At 35.4% G+C, this 21,905-nt stretch carries 19 protein-coding genes, 2 tRNA genes and 1 pseudogene; 16 read left to right on the plus strand and 6 right to left on the minus strand.

Annotated features, from left to right (window positions below; all coding sequences use genetic code 11):
- Positions 1 to 241: 241 nt before the first annotated feature.
- Entirely contained in the window at positions 242 to 1,540 is a 1,299-nt protein-coding gene (locus tag LS64_RS06150; protein WP_034573270.1) for an RNA polymerase factor sigma-54, read from the plus strand.
- Positions 1,541 to 1,928: 388 nt separating this feature from the next.
- Here the strand turns inward: LS64_RS06150 and fliP are convergent, their stop codons facing one another.
- Positions 1,929 to 2,756: a flagellar type III secretion system pore protein FliP gene (fliP, locus tag LS64_RS06155; RefSeq protein ID WP_081948498.1), complete on the minus strand. Its 828-nt coding sequence runs from the start codon at positions 2,754 to 2,756 to the stop codon at positions 1,929 to 1,931.
- A gap of 328 nt (positions 2,757 to 3,084) precedes the next feature.
- Here fliP and LS64_RS06160 point away from each other — a divergent pair, with 328 nt between their 5' ends.
- The 4 genes from LS64_RS06160 to LS64_RS06175 all read left to right on the plus strand — a co-directional run bounded on the left by LS64_RS06160 (position 3,085) and on the right by LS64_RS06175 (position 7,670).
- Complete coding sequence (locus LS64_RS06160; protein WP_034573268.1) at positions 3,085 to 4,275, plus strand: succinyldiaminopimelate transaminase; 1,191 nt, start codon at positions 3,085 to 3,087, stop codon at positions 4,273 to 4,275.
- A gap of 294 nt (positions 4,276 to 4,569) precedes the next feature.
- Positions 4,570 to 5,355: a gluconate 2-dehydrogenase subunit 3 family protein gene (locus LS64_RS06165; protein WP_034573266.1), complete on the plus strand. Its 786-nt coding sequence runs from the start codon at positions 4,570 to 4,572 to the stop codon at positions 5,353 to 5,355.
- Between the two features lie 200 nt (positions 5,356 to 5,555).
- Positions 5,556 to 5,759, plus strand: a complete 204-nt coding sequence (locus LS64_RS06170) for a hypothetical protein (RefSeq protein WP_138127273.1) — start codon at positions 5,556 to 5,558, stop codon at positions 5,757 to 5,759.
- 186 nt (positions 5,760 to 5,945) lie between these two features.
- Positions 5,946 to 7,670 carry a GMC family oxidoreductase gene (locus LS64_RS06175; protein ID WP_118949226.1) on the plus strand — a complete coding sequence of 575 codons (1,725 nt, stop codon included), beginning with the start codon at positions 5,946 to 5,948 and terminating at the stop codon, positions 7,668 to 7,670.
- Between the two features lie 51 nt (positions 7,671 to 7,721).
- Here LS64_RS06175 and LS64_RS06180 read toward each other — a convergent pair whose 3' ends face one another.
- Positions 7,722 to 9,017 (minus strand): glycosyltransferase family 8 protein, encoded by a 1,296-nt coding sequence (locus LS64_RS06180; RefSeq protein ID WP_034571029.1) that lies wholly within the window; start codon positions 9,015 to 9,017, stop codon positions 7,722 to 7,724.
- A 129-nt stretch (positions 9,018 to 9,146) separates the two neighbouring features.
- Between LS64_RS06180 and LS64_RS06185 the strand changes: the two genes are divergently transcribed.
- The 4 genes from LS64_RS06185 to nusA all read left to right on the plus strand — a co-directional run bounded on the left by LS64_RS06185 (position 9,147) and on the right by nusA (position 12,661).
- Positions 9,147 to 10,070, plus strand: coding sequence for a DMT family transporter (locus LS64_RS06185; RefSeq protein WP_034571026.1), 924 nt, complete (start codon positions 9,147 to 9,149; stop codon positions 10,068 to 10,070).
- Positions 10,071 to 10,155: 85 nt separating this feature from the next.
- A complete protein-coding gene (locus LS64_RS06190) occupies positions 10,156 to 10,887 on the plus strand; it encodes a glycosyltransferase family 2 protein (RefSeq protein WP_052062396.1) in 732 nt (243 codons plus the stop codon).
- Complete coding sequence (locus tag LS64_RS06195) at positions 10,820 to 11,350, plus strand: hypothetical protein (protein WP_138127275.1); 531 nt, start codon at positions 10,820 to 10,822, stop codon at positions 11,348 to 11,350. Before LS64_RS06190 ends, LS64_RS06195 begins: the two co-directional genes overlap by 68 nt.
- A gap of 129 nt (positions 11,351 to 11,479) precedes the next feature.
- Entirely contained in the window at positions 11,480 to 12,661 is a 1,182-nt protein-coding gene (nusA, locus tag LS64_RS06200) for a transcription termination factor NusA (protein ID WP_034571021.1), read from the plus strand.
- A gap of 52 nt (positions 12,662 to 12,713) precedes the next feature.
- On the opposite strand, the gene LS64_RS06205 is transcribed toward nusA, so the two are convergent.
- The 4 genes from LS64_RS06205 to ribB all read right to left on the minus strand — a co-directional run bounded on the left by LS64_RS06205 (position 12,714) and on the right by ribB (position 17,431).
- Positions 12,714 to 14,687, minus strand: a complete 1,974-nt coding sequence (locus tag LS64_RS06205) for an NAD(P)H-hydrate dehydratase (RefSeq protein ID WP_034571018.1) — start codon at positions 14,685 to 14,687, stop codon at positions 12,714 to 12,716.
- Positions 14,688 to 14,703: 16 nt separating this feature from the next.
- Complete coding sequence (locus LS64_RS06210; RefSeq protein WP_118949230.1) at positions 14,704 to 15,717, minus strand: efflux RND transporter periplasmic adaptor subunit; 1,014 nt, start codon at positions 15,715 to 15,717, stop codon at positions 14,704 to 14,706.
- A 227-nt stretch (positions 15,718 to 15,944) separates the two neighbouring features.
- Complete coding sequence (locus LS64_RS06215) at positions 15,945 to 16,160, minus strand: 2-hydroxymuconate tautomerase family protein (RefSeq protein ID WP_034571352.1); 216 nt, start codon at positions 16,158 to 16,160, stop codon at positions 15,945 to 15,947.
- 113 nt (positions 16,161 to 16,273) lie between these two features.
- Positions 16,274 to 17,431 carry a 3,4-dihydroxy-2-butanone-4-phosphate synthase gene (ribB, locus tag LS64_RS06220; RefSeq protein WP_034571349.1) on the minus strand — a complete coding sequence of 386 codons (1,158 nt, stop codon included), beginning with the start codon at positions 17,429 to 17,431 and terminating at the stop codon, positions 16,274 to 16,276.
- A gap of 138 nt (positions 17,432 to 17,569) precedes the next feature.
- On the opposite strand from ribB, the gene LS64_RS06225 reads away from it, so the two are divergent.
- From LS64_RS06225 to LS64_RS06255, 7 genes and pseudogenes are all read left to right on the plus strand, one after another.
- Positions 17,570 to 17,644: transfer RNA gene (locus tag LS64_RS06225), tRNA-Gln, on the plus strand.
- A 232-nt stretch (positions 17,645 to 17,876) separates the two neighbouring features.
- Positions 17,877 to 17,953: transfer RNA gene (locus LS64_RS06230), tRNA-Met, on the plus strand.
- Between the two features lie 149 nt (positions 17,954 to 18,102).
- Positions 18,103 to 18,924 (plus strand): annotated as a pseudogene (gene lgt, locus LS64_RS06235) (prolipoprotein diacylglyceryl transferase); the annotation flags it as partial.
- Between the two features lie 181 nt (positions 18,925 to 19,105).
- On the plus strand, positions 19,106 to 19,363 hold the full coding sequence (locus LS64_RS06240) for a hypothetical protein (protein ID WP_034571346.1): 258 nt from the start codon (positions 19,106 to 19,108) through the stop codon (positions 19,361 to 19,363).
- Positions 19,360 to 20,466 carry a nicotinate-nicotinamide nucleotide adenylyltransferase gene (locus LS64_RS06245; protein ID WP_034571343.1) on the plus strand — a complete coding sequence of 369 codons (1,107 nt, stop codon included), beginning with the start codon at positions 19,360 to 19,362 and terminating at the stop codon, positions 20,464 to 20,466. Before LS64_RS06240 ends, LS64_RS06245 begins: the two co-directional genes overlap by 4 nt.
- Before the next feature lie 13 nt (positions 20,467 to 20,479).
- On the plus strand, positions 20,480 to 20,845 hold the full coding sequence (gene rsfS, locus LS64_RS06250) for a ribosome silencing factor (RefSeq protein ID WP_034571340.1): 366 nt from the start codon (positions 20,480 to 20,482) through the stop codon (positions 20,843 to 20,845).
- Positions 20,846 to 21,312: 467 nt separating this feature from the next.
- The gene (locus LS64_RS06255; RefSeq protein ID WP_034571337.1) at positions 21,313 to 21,873 is read left to right on the plus strand and encodes a pyruvate flavodoxin oxidoreductase subunit gamma; all 561 of its coding nucleotides are present in this window, start codon (positions 21,313 to 21,315) and stop codon (positions 21,871 to 21,873) included.
- Positions 21,874 to 21,905: the final 32 nt, after the last annotated feature.

Raw genomic sequence — 21,905 nt, forward strand, 5'->3', positions numbered from 1 at the left:
CAACTTGAATTTATGTGTTCCTATAGAAATTATAACAAATTTTCCTTAGTATTTTTAAATCTAATGCACTATAATCAGGCAACTTTAATTATAAAAAGAATATAATATTTTGGTAAGCATAAAGTAAATTCTATAAAAGTTTAGAATCTAATTATATAAACTCTAATCTTAAAACATTTTTTGCTACAATTCCAAATTTAAGGACAAGATTCTAAAGAAATTTAAGGATAAAAAAATAAAAATGGCTACATTACGACAAAACATCGCTACGAAAACTAAGCTATCTTCCACGCTAAAAAGCTGGCTGCCCATCCTGCAAAGCCCCATAAATGAGCTAGAAGAGACCCTTAGTAAGATTAGCGAGGATAATCCGTGCCTAAATATAGAATCTGGTTTCACCCAAAGTCTGCAAGAAAAAACAAGTCAAGCAAAAAACAACACGCGTGGTTTGCACAATCCTAAAAACTCAATCGGCGATAAAATCGAGCTGCTTACAATCTATGAAAAGGGCTTAATGGAGACGCTAGAAGAGCAAATCGCACCGCCACTTTTCCCAACGCAAAGAAGCCAAGATATTGCCTTAGAAATCGTGTATAGCCTTGATAATGAGGGCTTTTTTAATGTCGATATGGATGAATTTCTAAACGCACTAAAAGAGAAAAATATAGAATCTAGCCCTGAAGAAGTCGAGAAAATAAGAAAGAGATTCTGCCATTTAGAGCCTAGCGGTATCGGGGCTAAGGACTTTGAGGAGAGCCTTATTTTCCAGCTTGATGTGAGTGATTTAGAGGGGCAGGATTATGACATTGCCTTGCAGATTATTAAAAATCTTGAAAATCATGTCAAATTCAAAAAGTATAAAAATTATGAAAAAATTATGAATGTGATTAAGAAATTTCGCCGCATTCCTAGCCTTGATTATCAAGAAGATTCTAGCGTGGTGATAGCTGATATTATTATCACACAAGAGGACAATAATATCGAGCTGTCCTTGAATGAGAGCTACTATCCTAGTATGATTATTGAGAAGCCGACCTTGAAAAATGTCGAGCAAGATTCTTATTTTAAGACCAAAATGAAAGAGGCACGCGACCTTGTGGATGCCCTTGATATGCGGCGCGCGACCATTCGTAAAATCGGGCTTATGATTATTGAGTATCAGTATGATTTTTTTACAGGCGGCGAGATTAAGCCTATGAAGTTAAAGGATTTAGCCGATGAGTTTGGGCACTCGCCTAGCACGATTTCGCGGGCTATTGCGAATAAATTTTTAGAGTGCAATCGTGGCATTTTCCCTATCAAAAGCTTTTTTACAACGGCAATTGATGGCGATACGTCAAATGCGAGCATTAAGGACTTTTTGAATGATTTGATAAAAAATGAGAATAAGCAAAAGCCTTTGAGCGATATTAAGATTCTAGAATTAATTGAGAAAAAATTTGAGCTAAAAATGGTGCGTAGAACCATCACAAAATATCGCAAACAACTAGGAATCTTAGGCAGCAGCCAACGCAAACGGATGTATGAGATGAGTATGTAAATTTAATGTTATTTAGATTCTATGAGTTTTATCTCGTTAGGAGTTAGAGAGCGTAGAGTTAGTAGATAGAGTGTAATTATTTTTGGGCTATTTTTTCGCACTCACAGCGTTAAAATGCCAAATAGAATTCCATTTTATAAAATTTTCTTTACTTATAGAATCTTTTATTACCTTTAGAAAAAATCAAAGTATATTCGTGCATATCACGTAAAATAGGATTGTTTCTGTAACTTTCAGCAAAAACTTTTAAAAATAAATCTATATTTTCAAGCTATCAATGATTTGAAACACGCAAAAAGACGCGTTAAAAGACGCTTTTATTAACCATCCATTACTATTAAATTCTTGCTGTAAATATGCATAGGTAAATTGTGCGTGAATATTTGAACTAACCACTTGTATAACTAAAACTACGCACAAGATTCCACGCTAGTAGGTTAAAGCCATCGACTAGCACAAATATTAGAATCTTAAAAGGCAAGGAAATCATTACAGGGGGGAGCATCATCATACCCATTGACATTAGGACACTTGCGATTACCATATCAATAACCAAAAAGGGCAGATAAAGTAGGAAGCCGATTTGAAAAGCGGTTTTGAGTTCGCTTATCATAAATGATGGCACGAGTATGGCTAGGCTTATGCTGTCGGTGACTTTTAGTAGGTCATCTTGCGTGTTGATGTTGGTTAGCTGTGGGGGGGTTTCGTTTCTTATTTTGTAAAACAACGCAATGTCGCTGTGACGCGTGTTTAATAGCATAAAGCGTTTGAATGGGCGGATGGTGTCTTCGAATGCTTGCTCATAACCGATTTCTTCGGCGATGTAGGGCTTTATGCCCTTGTTGTAGGCGTCCTGCACGACTGGCTCCATGATGAAAAATGTTAGGATTAAGGCTAGGCTTACTAAAATCTGCGTGGGCGGGCTTTGCTGTGTGCCGAGCGCTGTGCGAAGGAAGCCTAAAACGATTAAAATGCGCGTGAAACTTGTCATCATAAGTAGCAATGATGGCGCAAGGACTAGCAAGGTTAGCAGGATTACGATGTTTAGCGTGGTGACTAATTGCGTTGGCGTGCTGGGCGGATTTATGCTTAAATCGACTTGCGGGATGGGGACGCCATTTACTTTGTATTGGCTATCTGTGGGCGCGGCGCTTAGCGTTTGTGATGTGAAAAGTGTCGCAAATATGCCAAAAAATAAAAAAAAGTAAAGTAATATCCGTGCTTTGCGTTGCAAATTATAGCCTTTAAATTATTATAAATTCTAAAAAATGCTAATTATAGCATAGAATCTATGAATTAAATTTGCTAGATTCTAATAATTTCAGCTTACTTTAAGAATAATAATCTTACAATCTATGGTTTCGTTTCTCCTAAGTTAAGAATATTTATGCAATTTTATTTATTGATTTACAAAAATTTATAATTAATGCAATTTTAAGTTTCACAAAATATAAGATTCGATATTTTGTGGTAGAATTTTATTGAGAAAATCTTATTTTTCAATCGTATAAACAATAAACCCAAAAATGACATCGAGGTGAAAAATGAAATTTATGCCTTATCCATTCGAGCGGCTACGTGCGTTATTAAAAGATTCTACGCCCAAAAAAGAGGGGCTAAATTTAAGCATCGGTGAGCCCGGTTTCAAAGCCCCAAAAAGTGTGATAGATTCTATCAAGGAAAATGCGGAGCTAACGCGGTTTTATCCCACTTTGCAAGAGGATTTGATAGAATCTCAAATCGCGTTTGTAAAGCAGAGATTTAAGCTAGATTTAAGCCCCGCAAATATCATTCCAACTTTTGGCTCACGCGAAGTGTTGTTTAATTTTCCGCAGTTTATTTTCCTAGAAAATAAAAAAACTTCTCCGCTTATGGCGTTCCCCAACCCCTTTTATCAAATCTATGAGGGCGCGCAAATCGCAAATAACGCCCAAGCGATTTACATGCCGCTTACCGAATACAACGACTACAAGCCCTATCTTAGCGATGAGGACGCCAAAAATGTGGATATGGTGATTTTAAACTCGCCGAATAACCCGACCGGACAGGCTTTGAGCGTGGATGAGTTGGCAGAGTGGGTTAAGATGGCGTTAAAATTTGATTTCATTCTCATTAATGATGAATGTTATAGCGAGGTGTGGACGAAATCCGCGCCGGCTAGCATTTTGCAGGCTAGTATCAAGGTGGGGAATAAGGATTTTAAGAATGTTTTTGCGATTAATTCGATTTCAAAACGCTTGTCTGCGCCCGGGCTGCGTAGCGGTTTTATCGCTGGTGATAGTAAGATTCTATCTTCCTACAAGGTTTTTCGCACTTATCTTGGCATTTCTATGCCTTTAACCCTGCAACGTGCGGCTGCGAGTGGCTGGGGCGATAGCAAATATGCCGAGATTATCCGCCAGAAATTTGCGAAAAATTTGGAAATTGCAAGCGAGATTTTTACAAATTGTAACATTTTTCCTTACACATTTTATCTGTGGCTGAAGGTGCAGGATTGCAACGAGATACATTTGAATGAAAATCAGCTTTTTAATGACGAGCTTTTTTGCAAGGAGCTGTTTGAAAAGAGCGGACACATCGCACTTCCGGGCAGCTATCTAGGGCGAAATGACGGCGGCATAGGCTATGTTCGCATCGCCCTTAGCAAAGAGCCAGAGATTATGCGCCCCGCATTAGAGGAAATCAAGGATTTTTATGATGGTTTTATCAAAAATCATAAGTGTGTGAATAAATAAGATAGAATTTAAATTTATGAATAGATTTTATGTAATTCTTATATCTATTTTATTTTTTATTTGATACAAAATAATGTAATCCCGCGATAATTTTTCTTAAGTTCGACATATTGTTTTGTTTTATATGTTTTAAAAAATAATATTATCTTGTTTCGAATGGTAATGATTTTGTTTTGGAGTGTTTCAAAAAGTTACTTTTGTGGTGGAAAATTTGGAAAAAATGTGTGATGTTTTTTTTGGTTAATGAATCTAGTTGTAAAATTTCATTGCGAAAATTATTATAAGGAATTTAGGATGGATGATAAGGTGATAAATAGGCGGAATTTTTTTAAGATTAGCCTTTTGGCTGGGGGCGCGGCTCTTAGCTCAAATCTAGCAAGTGCGCATAGTCATAATCACGGCTCTAAAAACGTGGCTAGTGCAGATTCTAATGCAAATGTTACGAATCTAGCCGATGCAAGTTCTAGCAGTGTGGAATCTAGTAACACTTGTCCGCCGGCGGTGAATGTGCGTGGGCGAATGTTTTTTCAGCAGCAGCTTGAATTTGACGTGCTTAGCGCGGCGTGCGAGCGAATTTATCCAAAAGATGAGAGCGGACCTGGCGCGATTGAGCTTGAAGTGCCTTTTTTCATTGATAATCAGCTCGCTGGTGCGTATGGATTTAACGCGCGTGAGTATATGCAAGGACCTTTTCGCGCGGCTAAAGCGGAGTATGGCTATCAATCGCCGATGTATCGCCGCGATATTTTCTTGCTAGGTATTCACGCACTGGAGGATACCGCGCAAAAGGCGTTCCAAAAGGGCTTTGCTGATATTGATGATAGTCAAAAAGATAGAATCTTAAAGGACTTTGAAGCAAATAAAGGCGTTGTGCCGGGCATTTCTAGCAAGGAATTTTTCACACTTTTGCGTGATATGACTATGGCTGGCGTATTAGCTGACCCGATTTATAAAGGGAATTTGAATATGCAGGGCTGGAAAATGATGGAGTATCCGGGCGCACAGCTTGGCTATTCGGATTCTATTGATAGCGATAGTTATGAAAAGGTTGAGCCACAAGGGCTTGTGGATATGAATTAGATTCTATAAAAGTTATGGAATCTAACTTGTCATTGCGAGATTTGCGTAGCAAATCGTGGCAAACTATTTTGTGTTGTATGGATTGCTTCGACTTCGTCTCGCAATGACGAAATATAGAATCTAGATTCTATAAATTTTTAGAATCTCAAGAAGCAAACAAAAAAAAGAACGTCGAGCGTAGCTCGACAATTAATAAAAAAGTGCGAAGCACGAAACCTTGTGAGTCCCGCCTGTCGCACAGTGCAAAAAAGCAGGTTAAGGACGCAGAAGTGCGTCCGCTGCTTTTTTGCAAAGCGACAGATAAGCGGGGCTCGCCCCCTTTTAGAAAAAAAAGCGGCTGCTTTTTTTTGCAAAGGGGGCGCGGGGTGGGGGATATGCACTTTTTTGCGCAATGTGTAAAATAGAATCTAAAATCGTTTTGTTGAAAAACATAGATTCTATAAAATCTAAACAAAAAGATTCTAAGAATTTATAGAATCTAGATTCTATAAAAATTTAAAATCTAGAATAAAAGATAGAATCTTGGTAAGAGATTCTAAATTCTAGTATTTTGCAAAAGAAGACGAATTTTATTGTGAAAGGAAAGAAAAATGGCAAAAGTATTAAAAAAAGTAGATGTTGTTACAATCGGGGCTGGCTGGACTGGCGGCATTATCGCAGCAGAGCTAACTAAGCAAGGCATTGAAGTGCTAAGCTTAGAGCGTGGAAATATGCGGACGCTCGATAATTTTGCGATGATTCATGATGAGTGGCGATATGGTATAAATTATGGTCTTATGCAGGATTGTAGTAAAGAAAGCGTTACGATTCGCCACACTCCGCGTGAAGTGGCTGTGCCGATGCGTAAAATGGGCTCATTCCTGCTAGGCACAGATGTCGGCGGCTCTGGGACGCACTGGAATGGCTGGACTTTTCGCTTTTTACCCTATGACTTTCAAATTAAAACACTATCACAAAAGCGATATGGAAATAAGCTAGGCAAGGACTACACGCTTGAGGACTGGGGCATCACATATAAGGAAATGGAGCCTTATTATGATAAGTTTGAAAAAACTGCTGGGGTAAGTGGGGAAGCTAATCCGCTTGAAAAATCACTTGGCACATTTCGCTCTAGCCCTTATCCACAGCCGCCTTTGAAGGACACTAAGATTCTAAGGAAATTTGCTAAGGCGGCTAAAACTTGCGGCTTGCACCCATATCGCGTCCCTGCGAGTAACTCAAGTGGTTCTTATACTAACCCTGATGGGCAGGATTTATCCCCTTGTGCGTATTGCGCGTTTTGCGAGCGATTTGCCTGTGAATATTCTGCCAAAGCAATGCCCATAAACACGGTAATCCCAAAGGCTATGGCAAGTGGGAAATACACTATTAGGACGCAGGCAAATGTAGTGCAGATTCTAAAAAGGGGAAATAAGGTTACAGGTGTAAAATATGTCGATACAAAAACAATGGAAGAGTTTATACAACCCGCTGACATCGTGGTTTTAAGTAGCTATATGCTAAATAATGCAAAGCTATTAATGGTTAGCAAAATAGGAGAGCAATATGACCCAAAAACAGGCAAAGGCACGTTAGGGCGAAATTATTGCTATCAAATGAACTCGGCTACTTTGGCATTTTTTGATGAGCAGTTTAATACATTTGCGGGCGCTGGTGCGTTAGGGACTACTTGTGATGATTTTAATGGGGATAATTTTGACCACTCAAATGTGAAATTTTTGCATGGAGCTATGATTTCAGCATTTCAAATGGGAAATCGCCCAATACAACTGCAAAATAATGTCCCAGCAGGAACTCCAAGCTGGGGTGCGGCGTATAAAAAGGCGCTAAATTATAACTACACGCGAAATATCAATGTGTATGCGCAAGGGGCGAGCCTGCCGCATAAAAATAACTATTTGGACTTAGACCCAACTTATAAGGACGCTTATGGTGTGCCGCTTTTGCGAATGACGTATAATTTTACTAATCAAGATAGGGAATTGCAACGCTTTTTTGTGGATAAATGTGCGGAAGTGGCTTTGAAATTAGATGGCGTGAAAAGTATCAAAAAAGGTGCGTATATTAGCGATTATAGCATTGTGCCTTATCAATCTACGCATAACACAGGCGGCACGACTATGGGTGCTTCGCCGCACACAAGCGTGGTAAATAACTATTTGCAACACTGGCATACGGATAATCTTTTTGTAGTTGGCGCTGGTAATTTCCAAAATAATAGCGGATATAATCCAACCGATACTGCGGGAGCTTTAGCCTACCGCGCCGCTGAGGGCATTCTAAAATATCGCAAAAACCCACGAAATTTGGGGTAGAGTAGGGTAGTAGATAGAATTTGTGCTTTAAATACTTAGAATCTTATAGTTTTACATCTTGAAAATTAATAATATCATAATTGTAAATAGTGATATTTGAGATATTATTAGTATTTTCATTCTTTTTCGTATTTTTTTAGCTAAATTTTCTAAGTCTTTTTTGGAATTAGATTCTATATTTTCTAATTTTTTAGCGATGAAAATTGTGTAGTTGTCAAACTCATTTTCTTTTATAGAATCTAAAACATTTTGTATCTCGCCGCTATACACAGGCGTGATTTTGGCAAATTTTTCCCATAAATGTATAGCTTTTAGGACTTTAGCATAATTATATCTACTAGGATATTTAGAATCTATTGGTGGGGACCACGGCTTATATGGTGTGTAGTGATAGACTACAACATTTTCTAAGCCACATTCTAGCTGTTTTCTTGTGTAATACATATCACAATTTTGTTGATTTTCATCTTTTGTAATGCGTATAGGATAATTTCCAAAAGCAAAGCTCATATAATTAAAGCAAGGGCTTAAAATACCGACATTGCCTTTTAAAATATAATTAAATACATCTTGCTCTGCAAAGTCCATTTGATAATCCTTGAAAAGTTGTTTTGCTTGTTCCCATATATTGATGTTGCGACAAGATTCTAAATTAAAAAAAATAAAACCTGCATTAAAGTAATGTTTATCATAGTTTAGAAATTTATCTTTATTGTATTTGTGTTGTATAATTTTTTGTGTGTGAAAAAAATAATCATGCACAACATAAGCAAACTTAGATTCCATATCAATAGTAAAAAGTCCACGAATATCGGCGTTTACAAGCATATCACACTCTAAAGATAATACATATTTAATATTAGAATCTACTTCGTTAGTAATTCTTAAACGATAATATACAGCGTAAGCACCAACCCATTTTTCGCAATTTTCAAACAAACTATCATTAATATAATGCACTTTTATGCTACAAGGATAGATTTTATTTAAATCATCTTGGAGTATTTGCAAATTAGATTCTAAACTTTGGTCCTTTGTGTTGGAATCTTTGCTTAAATTCTGTGTGAAAATATGAAAAATGTAGCCTTCTTGCTTTTCATAATCGCTTAAAGTGTCGTAATCTAGGGCGTGGTAGGTTAGAATCTCATTATTAGATTTTATAGATCCCCCCCCCCCCCCCGTATTATTTACAGAATCTTGCAAACTCAAATTTTTCATACACGGCAAATTTTCATCAAAAAAATCCTTAAATTTTTTGGTTTTATCAGTATTATGCACTACACTTGTAATAACTACAGCGGCGTATTTTATATACTCTCTACTAGAAACTAAAACAATATTAAACATATTTTTCCTTATTAAATGTGGGATATAAAAGCAGGATTTTAGCATAAAATCTTAAGTGTTTTAATATATAATAAATAGTTTATATTTAAAAGATTTTATACATTAAAGGCTAAAGAAAAGGCTAAAAACATGAGTAATATCACGTTTGGCGTTATGTTTATGTTGCTTTCTGCGTTTTGCTTTGCCTTAATGAATGCCTTTGCAAAAGCGTTAAGCGATGATGGGATACCGCCGATGGAATCTGTGTTTTTCCGCTCTCTTATTATGGTTATCATTGTGGGCTCTATGTATCTTTACAATTTTTCTACGCATAAAAATCGCAAATATAAAAAAACTTATAAGCCCGGTGGCTGGTTTAGCCTATTTTTACGCGTGGTTATGGGTGGCTTAAGTTTTTTGGCGGTTTTTTATAATATTAGCACGATTCCGCTTGGGACTGCGGCTGCGTTTGCCCAGACTATGCCTATTTACGCGGTGATTTTAGGTGCGATTTTTTTAAAAGAAAAGCTAACTTTGCCTATTATTTTTGCTACGATTATCGGCTTTGTAGGTATTTTGCTAATTAGTAATCCGCGTTTAAATGGCATTTCGCTAGTTAATGTCGCCGTTGGAATCTTTAGTGGTTTAAGCCTTGCGATTGCCTTTGTTAGCCTGCGCGGCTTAGGAGAGCATTTTAGCAACATGTTTATTATTTTTGCCTTTGGCGTGGGGAATAGCATTTTAGGCTTTTGTGGGATGTTTTTGCCTATTTCTGGCGTGGGTGGATTTGTTGTCCCTGCGGTGCGTGAGTGGTGGATGATTGTCTTAATGGGCGGCTTTGGCACGTTAGGGCAGGTGTTTTTAAATCGCGCTTATATGGCAGCCCCCGTTGGAATTGTCGCGCCAATTGATTATACGCGCATTTTATTTAGCCTTTTGTTTGGAATCTTGCTAGGTGACGCCCTGCCAAACTTAATGACTTTTAGCGGTATCATTTTGATTATTTTTTCTGGAATCTTAATCGCCCTACCCTCGCTTTTAAAGGATTTAAGGAAGATAAGGAAAGAAGTCTAGGATACTATATGTTTTGCATTACCTAAAAAGCTAGATTTTATAAAAATATTGTATAATTTGCTCTCAAATTCTATAAGGATGTATTATGAGTTATTTGGAAGCAAAGCGAAGTGATTTGAGTAGAGAAGAACAATTGGATATTATTTTTCAAGTAGACAAAGAATATGCTAGACATTTTGAGAAAGATTTTGATGATTCTATTTTTTATAGAAAAATTGATAATTTTGCACCTAAGGCACATATAGAATCTGTGTGTTTGGCTAAGCAGGATTTGAAAAGTAAGCCTAGATTTAGCATTGCGATACCAAATTATAGGCGAATAGAGCAGCTTAAAAGGGCGATAGATTCAGCACTTAATCAAGATTTTGATGAAGAATATGAGATTTTAGTCGTAGAAAATACTGATGATTTTAATGATAATAGCGTGTTTGACGCGATTATAAAAGATTATAAGGGGAAAATTTCATATTATAAAAATAAGGAAAATTTGGGGCTTTTTGGGAATTGGAATCGATGTTTTTTATTATCGCAAGGTGAGTGGATGTGCTGTTTGCATAGCGATGATATGCTTTTACCACCTTATTTAAAAGAAATGAGAAAGTTAGTGGATATGGATAAGTATGCGGACGCGGCGTTGATAGGATGTATAACAACGCATGGCATACACAATTTTAAAAAACGACATAAATTTATACGCAATTTTATTCCTAATGCTTATTTAGATAGAGCTATGGGTGCTTGGGGCTGGTTTGGTGTGCCTAATAATAATGGGGGGGGGGGGGAATCCTATCATTCAGCCATTTGTTATATATCCTAACGCAAGATTACACAACAAAAAAAAGTGCATAGAGTTTGGTGGCTATCATGATGATGATTTTTATCCTAGTGAAGATATGTTTTTTTTAGCTAGGCTTGTGCATTATGGATATAAGATATATAATTATAAAATAAAGCCATTGCAAGTATCAACACGAGAAAATAATTATGGAACTTTACCTAAATCATATTTACAATGGGGTATAAATGATTCTAGAATCTTTTTTACACTAAGTGGCAAAAATGAGTGTGGATTGCGGAATTTTATAGGAAATATCACAAGTAGAAGCAACGATTTAAAACAAATAAACTGCCACTACATGGCTCTTTTCCTAGAAACAATAATACTTTATCTAAATAATCCAAAAGGCTTGCAAAACTTTGATATAAAAAGCGAATTTAGTGAATCCTTAATCCTGCAAAACTTACTAAAAGACCCATTTGATGTGTATAATCTAAAATAGTCATAGAATCTAATTTACACAAAACAAATTAATAAAACTTTGCTATAATCAAAAATTTTATTTTGCGTAATAAAATCTAGCAAAAACACAAAATTCAGCAATTTAGATTCTACAAAACAAGGCGAGAGTATGGAAAAAATAATGGATATTGTCGGTATGATAGCCACTGAAAACGGCGTGAGTGAAGAGCAAGTAATCGAAGCTATTAAAGATTCTATGATAAAAATGGCGAAAAAAGAAATCGATGAAAATGCGAATTTCACGGCGTTTTACGACACTGAAAGCAAGGATTTGCGACTTGCCCAAAAAATGCTAGTGTGCGAGGATAGCGAGTTTGAGTCGAGTTTAGAATCTACGCACATCCCGCTTAGTAGTGCGCGTGAGCTTGCTAGCAGCGTGCAAGCAGGCGATGAGCTAGAGTATGAAATCGACTTAGAGACGATGAATCGCAGCGCGATAAACCACATTTTCCAAGACATCGGCTATCAGATTCAGCGGCTAAGTGAGCAAGAGAGCCTGCGGAAAATTGAGAGTGAAATCGGGCATTTGGTCACCGCAAATGTCGTGCATATCGATGATAACGGCAACACATCGCTTGAAATAGGCGACGTGCTGGCGTATATGCCGATGAAATATAGAATCAAGGGCGAGAAATTCAAAATCGGGCAGAGCATTCGCTGCATTTTGAAATCGGCTAGAATCACGAAAAATGGGCTAAAAGTCGAGCTTTCCCGCACCACGCCAAAGATGATAGAGGAGCTACTAATGCTTGAAGTGCCAGAAATCAAAGATGGCGAAGTGACAATCTATAAAGTCGCGCGAATCCCCGGTGAAAAGGCAAAAGTCGCCCTTTTTACGAACAACCCAAAGATTGACCCGATAGGCTCGGCGGTCGGCACTAAGGGCGTGCGAATTAGCGCGATTAGTAAGGAGCTAAATGGTGAGAGTATCGACTGCATCGAGTATGTAAAGCAGCCTGAGATTTTTATAGCAAAAGCGCTAAGTCCGGCTCAAATCATCTCTGTTAAAATCGAGCGAAATAGGCTAAGTGAGAATGAGCGACCTATCGCAATTATCCAGCTAGCTCAAAGCCAAAAGTCCAAAGCAATCGGCAAAAAGGGCATAAATATCCGCCTTGCAAGTCTTATCACAGGCTTTGATTTTGAGATAAAAGAAATCGCGGAGAAAAGCCCAACACCTACTAGCGAATTAGATTCTAAAGCATTAGAAAATAAAGATATAGAATCTAAAGAAGAGAAAAAACTAGGCGTAGAAGCGCTAGAGTCGTTGTTTAAGGGGAATGACTCGTAGGTTTTAGAATTTACACTGATATACTTTGTTGAATTGTCGATTTTTTTATAACTTATAATATTTGTATGGATTCTATGATTTTTAGGGGGGAGAGAGCGTAGTTTGCGTATTTGTTTTTTTTGTTTTTGCAATTTTGGTTTGTTGGTTTTTTAGATTTTAATATGTTTTTAGAATCTGCCTTTGTAATGCGTTTGGCGGATAGGGCGTGGGCTAGGCTTGCGTTAATTGCGGCGTTTAATGCGTCATAGCCTTGTGCCATTAGCGAGACGATTAAGCCGCTTAAAACATCGCCGCTGCCGCCTTTTGCAAGGCTTACATCGCCATGCGGATTAATGTAAAGATTGCGATTATGCGTAATAAAAGTGTTTGCGCCTTTCACAAGTAGCGTGATTTGCGGGAATTTTTGGCTAAATTTTAACGCTAAAGCTGGAATATTTTCAAGGACAAAGCTTAAATCTTGCTTAATATTTAGAATTTCACTAAGTTTTAAAAGGCTTAGAAACTCCTTTGGGTGCGGCGTTAGAGCGATATTTTCTCCCTTTTTTAAAATCTCAATAAGCTTATTTTGATAAAACATATCCGCATCAAAAATTAGCGGCGTGTGTGGGTTAGAATCTAAAATGCTATGCAAAATTGCAAAAAGTTTTTCATATTGATTTTTATCAAAGGCTGCTCCCATGCCGATGGCTAGGGCGTTTTGAGCGTGATTTTGTGAATTAGATTCTGTTTTTTGCGAGTTAGATTCTATAAAATTAGATTCTGTATTTTTAAAATTTTTAGATTCTAAAATATCTAACTTTTCGCTATAAATAATTTCATAATCTTTAATCAAAGATTTTTTAGAATCTTCATTTAATAATCCTGTGTAAATAATGCTTTTCCCAGCCCCAAAGCTAAAGGCAGCTTTAGCCGCTAAAGTCGCCGCGCCACTCATCTCGCCACAAATAATATAAGAGTTACCAAAACTCCCTTTATTACTATCTTGTTTTTTTCTTTTTGGTAAAACTAAGTCGCTTTTTTGCAAAATATAGAATCTAGATTCTGTATTTTTATTAGAAATATTTCTAGATTCTATAACTTTAGATTCTATAAACTTAGCATTATCATAATAAATTTTACTAAAACCTAAGGGTGCAATCTTAATTTTCCCTACAATATCTTTTAGTCTTGAATCATATAAAGAAAGCGAGCCACTACCCATAGAAATCGTATAATCAAAACTGCATAAAATATCGCAAATATCGGCATTTTCGCCACTTTCACTAATATTTATAGAATCTAAATTGCTAGATTCTATAATCTTAGAATCTTCACTAATAATTTTGCTCCAAAGTTCTAAATTTCCTAACTTATTCCCCAAACCACTTGGCACATCACAGGCAATTTTAATCGCTTTATTTTGCGAAAGACAAGCGCGTAAAATTTGATAATTTTCATTATTTTTTAATGTGCTTTTAGTGTTATTAAAGCCAGAGCCAAAAACACAATCAATAATTATATCACTATTATTTATCAAACTTTTTAGCTTAAAAATTCTATAATTAGTAATCTTTTTAGAATCTACATTAGCTTTTTCAAAACTTTTAGAATCTAAAAAATAACTAAAATCAAAGATTCTAATACTGCTTAAATTCCCAAATTTAGCTAAAATCTCCCACTGCATTTTGCATAAATCACTCTTAATATTTTTTAGCAAAATCACATTTATTCTTGCCTTTTGGTTGTTAAGTATAGAATCTAAAATGCGAGCGGCTACCATTCCATCCGCGCCATTATCACCACTACCGCAAAGAAAAGTTATGATTTTACTATCTTTTTGCTTATTAAAATTAGAAATTTTGTAATTAGTAGGCAAAAGACTTTCATAGAATCTAGATTCTAAAAATCCTAACTTTTTTTTCAAAATCTTAGCGATAAATCGAGCCAAAAATCCCCCAGCATTTTCCATCATAATCTCACTACTAACGCCATAAATTTCCTTACACATCTTATCACATTCGCGTTTATCAATAAAAATTTCTTGCATTTTTAACCCCTTAAATTTACTCAAAATCGCCGTTATTTTGTGCGTCAGAATCTAGCATAAATAACGCATTTTTCGCCACAATTTCGCCCACTTCTAGCCCATCTATAATCTCAAAAAAATCACTCCCTAAAATTCTTTTAGCCTCAATTTCTTGCACCATAAACTCATCATCGCTTGCTACAAAGACATAGTTTTTTTTATTTTTCTGCAAAATCGCAGACTTTGGCAAGATTAAACGCTCTTTTGGCACACTTTCAAGTAGCACTTTTGCAAACATATTTGGGAAAAATTCAGCATTTTTATTATCCAAAATAAAACGCACCTGCACAAAATTATTAGTCACATTTGGGTAAATTATATCAAATTTTATGGGAATTTTCTTTTTAAAGCTATCCAAAATTACATAACTTTTTATAGTATTTTGTTCTAAATTTTCTAACTTTTTAGAATCTAAAGTTTGGATAAAGCCTAAATCCTCTTGATTAATATTTGCCACAACCCAAAGGCTATCCAAATTCACAATTTTAAAAATCTCATCGCCCTTTTTTACGCCACTTCCAGCATTAAAATTTTTAGAGAAAATCACGCCATCAATAGGCGAGTAAAAAGTTACCTCATTTAGAATCTTACCCTTGCTTAACTTAGCAATTTCCTTACTATTTACCCCTAAAAGTTCTAATTTTTGACGAGCCAAATGTCCGTGATTATAACGTGATGTAACCAAATATTCACTTTGAGCATCAATTAATTCAGGCGAATAAAATGTGAATAAAGCTTCATTTTTCCTAACTTTTTCATAAATTTGTGAGACAAAAAGCTGCTGTAAAAAGCCATCGGTTCGCGTTACGATACTAAAAATTTGGCTTTGGTCTGCCTCTAATTTTGCGTAATAGCTTTTGCTTTCGCTTATTTTTTCTTTTTTTACCGCGACAACAGGGATTTTGAAATTTTTAGATTCTATAAAGTTAGTATTTTTAGAATCTGCACAAATAAAATTCAAAAATACTAAAAATATCATCAATAATTTCATTGTTGCATAGCCCTTTATATTTTCTAGATTTTTTTTTTTTTTTTTGCTTTGAATTATAATTGCAAAAATCCACCAAAAATATCACAATTCTATCTAAAAATTTAAGAATAATAGCAATATTTTAGTGTGGTGATATATATCACAAATTTTTTAGGTAATTGATTGTGGATTCTAGCCTTATTTATATTTAATGTTGTATTGGTATTTTAAAAAGTAATATTTTAAGATTATATTTTTTTGTTTTCTTGTCTAACATTAGTTATACTTTTTCCACCAAGTCCGTAATTGTCCGTATCAATTTCATCTATTATGACCACACTTGAAGCCTTGTTTTTATTTAAGACTTTGGCTAAAAGTTCTGTTACACCATCTATCAAAGCTTCTTTTTGTTCTTTGGTAGGCTCTCCGTTTTCTTTTGTGATTCTAATATTAACAAATGGCATATTTGCTCCTTAGTGTCTTAATTTTTATTGGAAATTTCATCAAATTTCCAATATTTTGTAAGAAAATTGTGAGTTTTTGGTAAATAATAAATTGCACTTTTATAGTATCTAACTCACACCTTAACTTTTTCAACAAGCTTTAAATTAAAGCCGCTAAGGGCGGTGTATTCATTTTTATTGCTAGATAAAAGGCGAAAATTTTTGATATTCAAAAGTCGCAAAATCTGCGCACCCACGCCAAAGCTTTTCACATGCTCCATGTTTTTGGCTGAATCTAGCAAGTCATTTTGCAAAAATATCAAATATCCGCCATCTTTTTGTAGCTTTTTTACAGCGCGAAGTAAGGCGTCATAATCCTTTTCATTACTTAGCAAATCAATATCGCTTCTAATTGCGTGAAATTTCACAAATGGCGAACTTTTATCACTTTTAGATTCTATAACTTTTTTTCCTTTTTGTTTAGAATCTACTAACTTAGAATCTTTACTACTTTTAGATTCTATAACTTTCTTACCTTTTGTGCTAGTGGCAAGATTAGAATCTAAATCCCCAAAACAAAATGTCGTATGAATGCGTCCCAAATGGTCTTTAAACTCCATTTTTATAGAATCCGCGCCCATAAATTTCACCTTTTGATGCGAGATTTCGCTCACTAGATTCTCATAATTAAGCCGATATTGAATAATGTCGCTCACATACAAAATTTTAAGATTGTATTTTTTGCTAAAATCAAGCAAGAATTTGTCGCCGCGCCTTGCCATTGTGCCATCTTTTTTCATAATCTCACAAATGACTGCAATGGGCAAAACCCCAGCCAGACGGCAAATATCAACCCCAGCCTCAGTGTGCCCTGTCCGCACAAGCACGCCACCCTCCTTTGCAATAAGCGGAAAAATGTGACCAGGTCGCACAAAATCCTGCGGCGTGGCGTTTTCCTTACACATTAGGCGAATTGTCATATCGCGCTCGTAAGCTGAAATGCCCGTTTTGGCGTCACGTGCGTCAATTGAAATGGTAAAAGCCGTCTCGTGATTGCTACTATTGTGCCGCACCATCGGGGGTAAATCAAGCTTACGCGCAATCTCATTTGTGACGCAAACGCAGATTAGCCCGCAAGCCTCTTGCGCCATAAAATTGATTTTTTGCGGCGTGGAAAAAATGCCCGCCATGACCAAATCGCCCTCATTTTCCCTATCCTCATCGTCCATTATGATAATCATTTCGCCTTTTTTTATGGCTTCGATGGCGTCCTCTACGCGTTTTTTATACATTTTTTGTGCCTTTTGTGTCGTTAATGTTACATTTTTTTGGTTATTTTTGTGAAATTATAGCTTTTTTATTTGACTTTTAAGCAAAATTATGGTATAGTTTGCGTTTTTATTTGTTCTTTGAATTAGATTGTTTCTTGTTGGAGTATCGCCAAGCGGTAAGGCAGCAGGTTTTGGTCCTGCCATTCCGAGGTTCGAATCCTTGTACTCCAGCCATTTTTAAGCATTATTTTATTAACAATTTATTTTTTTTAAGCAATATTTTTAGTTTTTAGAATCTTTTGTGTGATTTTGTAACATTAGATTCTAATATTTTAGCGGCTTTATGTTTTACAAAGACGTTTAAAGCGGCTTTTTATAATCGCAATTTTTGTAGTAACTTTTTATAATTGCGATTGTTTAAAGTGGCTTTTTGTAGTTGTAAATTGTTTTAAAGCGAGTTTTATATCGCGGGGTAGAACAGCCAGGTAGTTCGTTGGGCTCATAACCCAAAGGTCGTGGGTTCAAATCCCTCCTCCGCAACCAAAATGTATACATTACAAGAAATATAGACAGCATTGCTTAAAATTGAAATTTCATGGGTAAAAATATATTATTTCTATATTTAGATTCTTAAACTTCAACAAAATTTATATAGAATTTTGGTTTATTTTATTTTTGGATTTTTAAACATTATGAATTATTGGAATGAAATTTATTCGCATTTTAGTCCCATTGCCTTTGAAATCTTTGGAATCAAGGTGCATTGGTATGGTATGGCGTATGTTGCTGCGCTGCTCATTGCGTATTTTAGTGCGAAGTATTTTGCCCGCACTATGCCACGTTTTAAGCATTTGCAAGGCGAGCTGATTGATAGCTACTTTTTTTGGTGTGAGATTGGCGTTGTCGTGGGCGCGCGCTTTGGCTATCTGCTAATTTACACCGATGATGCGGCTTACTATCTTACGCAGCCCTGGCAGGCGTTTAATCCTTATATTGACGGCGAGTTTGTCGGTATCGCTGGGATGAGCTATCATGGCGCGGTCTTTGGCTTTTTGCTGGCGTCATTTGTGTTTAGCTATGTGCGGCGTGTGAGTATTCTCTCGCTCCTTGACTTGATTGCCCTTAGCGTGCCGCTGGCGTATATTTTTGGGCGGCTGGGGAATTTTCTTAATAAGGAGCTTTATGGGCGCGTTATTACGAATGAAAATTGGCAGTTTTTGGGAATTTATGTTGAGGGCGCGATTCGCTATCCTAGTCAGCTAATTGAGGGCTTTTTGGAGGGCTTTGTGGTCTTTTTTGTCGTGTATTTTGCTGCTAAGAAAGTACGCACACAAGGGCTTTTGATAGTCGTGTATGCCTTTGCGTATGGTGTGGCAAGATTTATTGCGGAGTATTTTAGGCAGCCAGATAGCCAAATGGGCGTGTATTTTTTGAATCTATCTATGGGGCAGATTCTAAGTGTGGTTATGATGCTAGTTGCAGTTATATTATTAGTAATTATTAAAAGGAAAAGTTATGGAAATTCTAATAATTTTGAATGTGGGACGTGGAAATTTGGGATGAGAGATTCTAAGTTAGATTCTAATTTGGATTCTAATTTGGTTTCTAAGGAAACTAAGTCGCAAGATTCTATAAAATCTAACTCGCAAGTTATAGAATCTAAAAAGTCTAAAAAACATAATAAAGGAAAAAATAATGTTTGAATATTTAGAATATTTTTATAATTTTATTAGATTTTTTGATATTTTAAAATTTGGAATCTTTGCTGGTGGATTTGAAATCTTTGGGCTAAAAGTGTGGGATTTTAGCGCCCCATTTTCATATTTTGAAGTGTTTTCTAGCGCATTTGTGATATGCGGGAGCTTTTATTTGATATATTTGTGGCTGGCAAAAAAGGCTAAAAGGTTGGAATCTAGCGGTAATTTAGATAAAGATTCTAAGGATAATAAGTGAGTTTTATAGTGGCTTTTATGGAATCTAAAAATGGAATTTTTATGCAAAAAAGTTATAAAAATAATAATGTTATAAAATCTAGAACTTTGAGTAAAGATTCTAAAAGTTATAAAATTTATAAGGATTCTAATATTTCTAATAATTTTGGCAAAAAAGTTAGCAAGTTAGATTCTAATATTAGCAATAATTTATGCGAAAAAGTTAGTAATTTAGATTCTAAAGATTCTAATATTTCTAATAATTCTTTAGATTCTAAAAATTACGATATTTCTAATAAAAATTATAAAAAAATTGCAATTTTTGGAGGTAGCTTTTCTCCCATTCATAATGGACATATTGAAATGGTAAAACTTGCTTTAAAAAAACTAGATATTGATAAACTAATAATCTTGCCAACTTTTCAAAATCCTTTAAAAGATTCTAGCATTTTTAGCCCACAAACTCGCTTAGAATGGGTAAAGGAAGTTTTTTTAGATTCTAATATTATGGACACTAAAGATTCTAAAGAAAACATAGAATCTAGATTCTATAAAAATAACGAAATTACTAATTTAGATTCTAAAAAATTAGAAAATATAGAATCTAATAGCAAAGATTCTAACCTAACGCCCGTTTTTTTGGAATCTATCGCAAAAAAGATTCTAATAAGCGATTATGAAATAGCACAAAATAGGGCAGTTGCAAGTATAGAATCAATACTGCATTTTAAAAATCTTTACAACGCAAAAAAGATTTATTTTTTAATCGGTGGCGATAATTTATTTCAATTACCAAAATGGAAAGATTTTGAGAAACTTAAAAAAGTTACAGAATTTGTAGTTTTTACGCGAAAAGATTCTATAAATTTAAATTCTCCTTGCGGGGAAAAAATAGATTTGCAACATATAGAATCTAAGAGGCAAGATTCTAAAAAAAATATAGAATCTAATCAAAAAGATTCTAAAAAATATTACGATTTTGCTAATAAACACAATATAAAAATTACACTTTTAGATTTTAATTTTAACATTTCATCTACTGAAATTAGAAAAAATATAGAATCTAATATTGATTTTATCCCACAAAAAGTTAGAGATTCTGTAATTTTAGAAATAAACAAGTGATAAAAGGACAAAAATGAGCGATACAAAAGAGCAACAATTTACGAAAAAAGTTCTAGATTCTATAATCGAGATTTTGGATAGCAAAAAGGCAAGTGATATAAATGTGTTAGACTTGCAAGGAAAGGGCTATATATCGCAGTTTGTGGTGATTGCCACTTCTATGGCTGGCAAGCATTCTTTGGCGCTTTTAGAGTATTTAAAAGAGGGCTTAAAGCCGCTGGGTGCGAAGTTTTACGCCGTTGATGATAGTAGTGAGGACTGGATAATTATTGATTTGGGCGAAATTATGGTGCATATTTTCACGGAAAATCATCGAAATAAATACAATTTAGACGAATTTTTAGAGAAAAATTTTAAAGATTCTATAAAAAATGATTAAAATCCGCTTTTTTATATCCTAAATTATAGAATCTATAAAAAAATGTTTCTTTTTTCTACAATTTATTATTTTTTGGGGGTTTAGATTCTTAAAAACATTCAAAAATGTAAAAAGTTTGGTAGAATTTCAATTAACATAATCTTATGAATATAAAAATTTTTGTGAAATTTAGTTATGAATCTTGTTAAGTTGTAACACTTTTTTATGGCTAAAAATGAGAATGTGTAGTTTTTATACATTTTAGGGTTATGTTAAAATGCAAAATGCGATTTAGATTCTATAGAAATATAGAATCTTTAGAATTAACGTAGTAAGTGGATTCTAAATTCTAGTATTTTAAATATATTTTGCAAAAACCTTTTTCCCTGCGACGTGAGACTAGCCTTTTTGGCTGTCGCAACTAGCAGGGGAAAAGTTTTTGTGAAGGATAACGTGGAAGACGAATTTCATTGTTGAAAGGAGATGATATGTTAGAGATTAGATGGCATAGCAGGGCTGGGCAAGGCGCGGTAACCGGCGCTAAGGGCTTGGCTGATGTGATTGCTGGTATCGGCAAGGAAGTGCAGGCGTTTGCGACTTATGGCTCGGCGAAACGTGGTGCGACTATGGCGGCGTTTGATAGGTTTGATGATACGCCGATTTTAAATCACGAGAAGTATATGGAGCCTGATTATGTGCTAGTGATTGACCCGGGGCTTACATTTATCGCGGACATTTTTGAGAATGAGAAGCCTACGACAAAATACATCATCACCACGCATTTAAGCAAGGATGAGCTGATTGAAAAAAAGCCTGAGCTTAAAAGCCGCGAGTTGTATATCCTAGATTGCATTAAGATTTCGCTTGACTGCTTGGGTAAGCCGATACCAAATGCGCCGATGCTTGGGGCTTTTATAAAGATTTCTGGGCTTCTTGGTATTGAGGATTTTAAGGAGGCGTTTAAAAAGGTTTTGGGTAAGAAATTGCCACAAAAAATTATCGATGCAAATATGCTAGCTATTCAGCGTGCGTATGACGAGGTAAAATAGTTTATAGAATCTAGATTCTGTGTTTAAAGGAT

The organism is Helicobacter saguini (genome assembly GCF_000762875.2).
Taxonomy (GTDB): domain Bacteria; phylum Campylobacterota; class Campylobacteria; order Campylobacterales; family Helicobacteraceae; genus Helicobacter_A; species Helicobacter_A saguini.

Coding starts and splice junctions, on each gene's coding strand:
- LS64_RS06180 (WP_034571029.1), bottom strand. CDS start 9,017: ATGTTTAATATTGTTTTAGTTTCTAGTAGAGAGTATATAAAATACGCC.
- nusA (WP_034571021.1), top strand. CDS start 11,480: ATGGAAAAAATAATGGATATTGTCGGTATGATAGCCACTGAAAACGGC.
- LS64_RS06215 (WP_034571352.1), bottom strand. CDS start 16,160: ATGCCATTTGTTAATATTAGAATCACAAAAGAAAACGGAGAGCCTACC.
- LS64_RS06165 (WP_034573266.1), top strand. CDS start 4,570: ATGGATGATAAGGTGATAAATAGGCGGAATTTTTTTAAGATTAGCCTT.
- LS64_RS06150 (WP_034573270.1), top strand. CDS start 242: ATGGCTACATTACGACAAAACATCGCTACGAAAACTAAGCTATCTTCC.
- LS64_RS06205 (WP_034571018.1), bottom strand. CDS start 14,687: ATGCAAGAAATTTTTATTGATAAACGCGAATGTGATAAGATGTGTAAG.
- ribB (WP_034571349.1), bottom strand. CDS start 17,431: ATGTATAAAAAACGCGTAGAGGACGCCATCGAAGCCATAAAAAAAGGC.
- LS64_RS06240 (WP_034571346.1), top strand. CDS start 19,106: ATGTTTGAATATTTAGAATATTTTTATAATTTTATTAGATTTTTTGAT.
- LS64_RS06255 (WP_034571337.1), top strand. CDS start 21,313: ATGTTAGAGATTAGATGGCATAGCAGGGCTGGGCAAGGCGCGGTAACC.
- LS64_RS06160 (WP_034573268.1), top strand. CDS start 3,085: ATGAAATTTATGCCTTATCCATTCGAGCGGCTACGTGCGTTATTAAAA.
- LS64_RS06210 (WP_118949230.1), bottom strand. CDS start 15,717: ATGAAATTATTGATGATATTTTTAGTATTTTTGAATTTTATTTGTGCA.
- rsfS (WP_034571340.1), top strand. CDS start 20,480: ATGAGCGATACAAAAGAGCAACAATTTACGAAAAAAGTTCTAGATTCT.
- LS64_RS06175 (WP_118949226.1), top strand. CDS start 5,946: ATGGCAAAAGTATTAAAAAAAGTAGATGTTGTTACAATCGGGGCTGGC.
- LS64_RS06190 (WP_052062396.1), top strand. CDS start 10,156: ATGAGTTATTTGGAAGCAAAGCGAAGTGATTTGAGTAGAGAAGAACAA.
- LS64_RS06185 (WP_034571026.1), top strand. CDS start 9,147: ATGAGTAATATCACGTTTGGCGTTATGTTTATGTTGCTTTCTGCGTTT.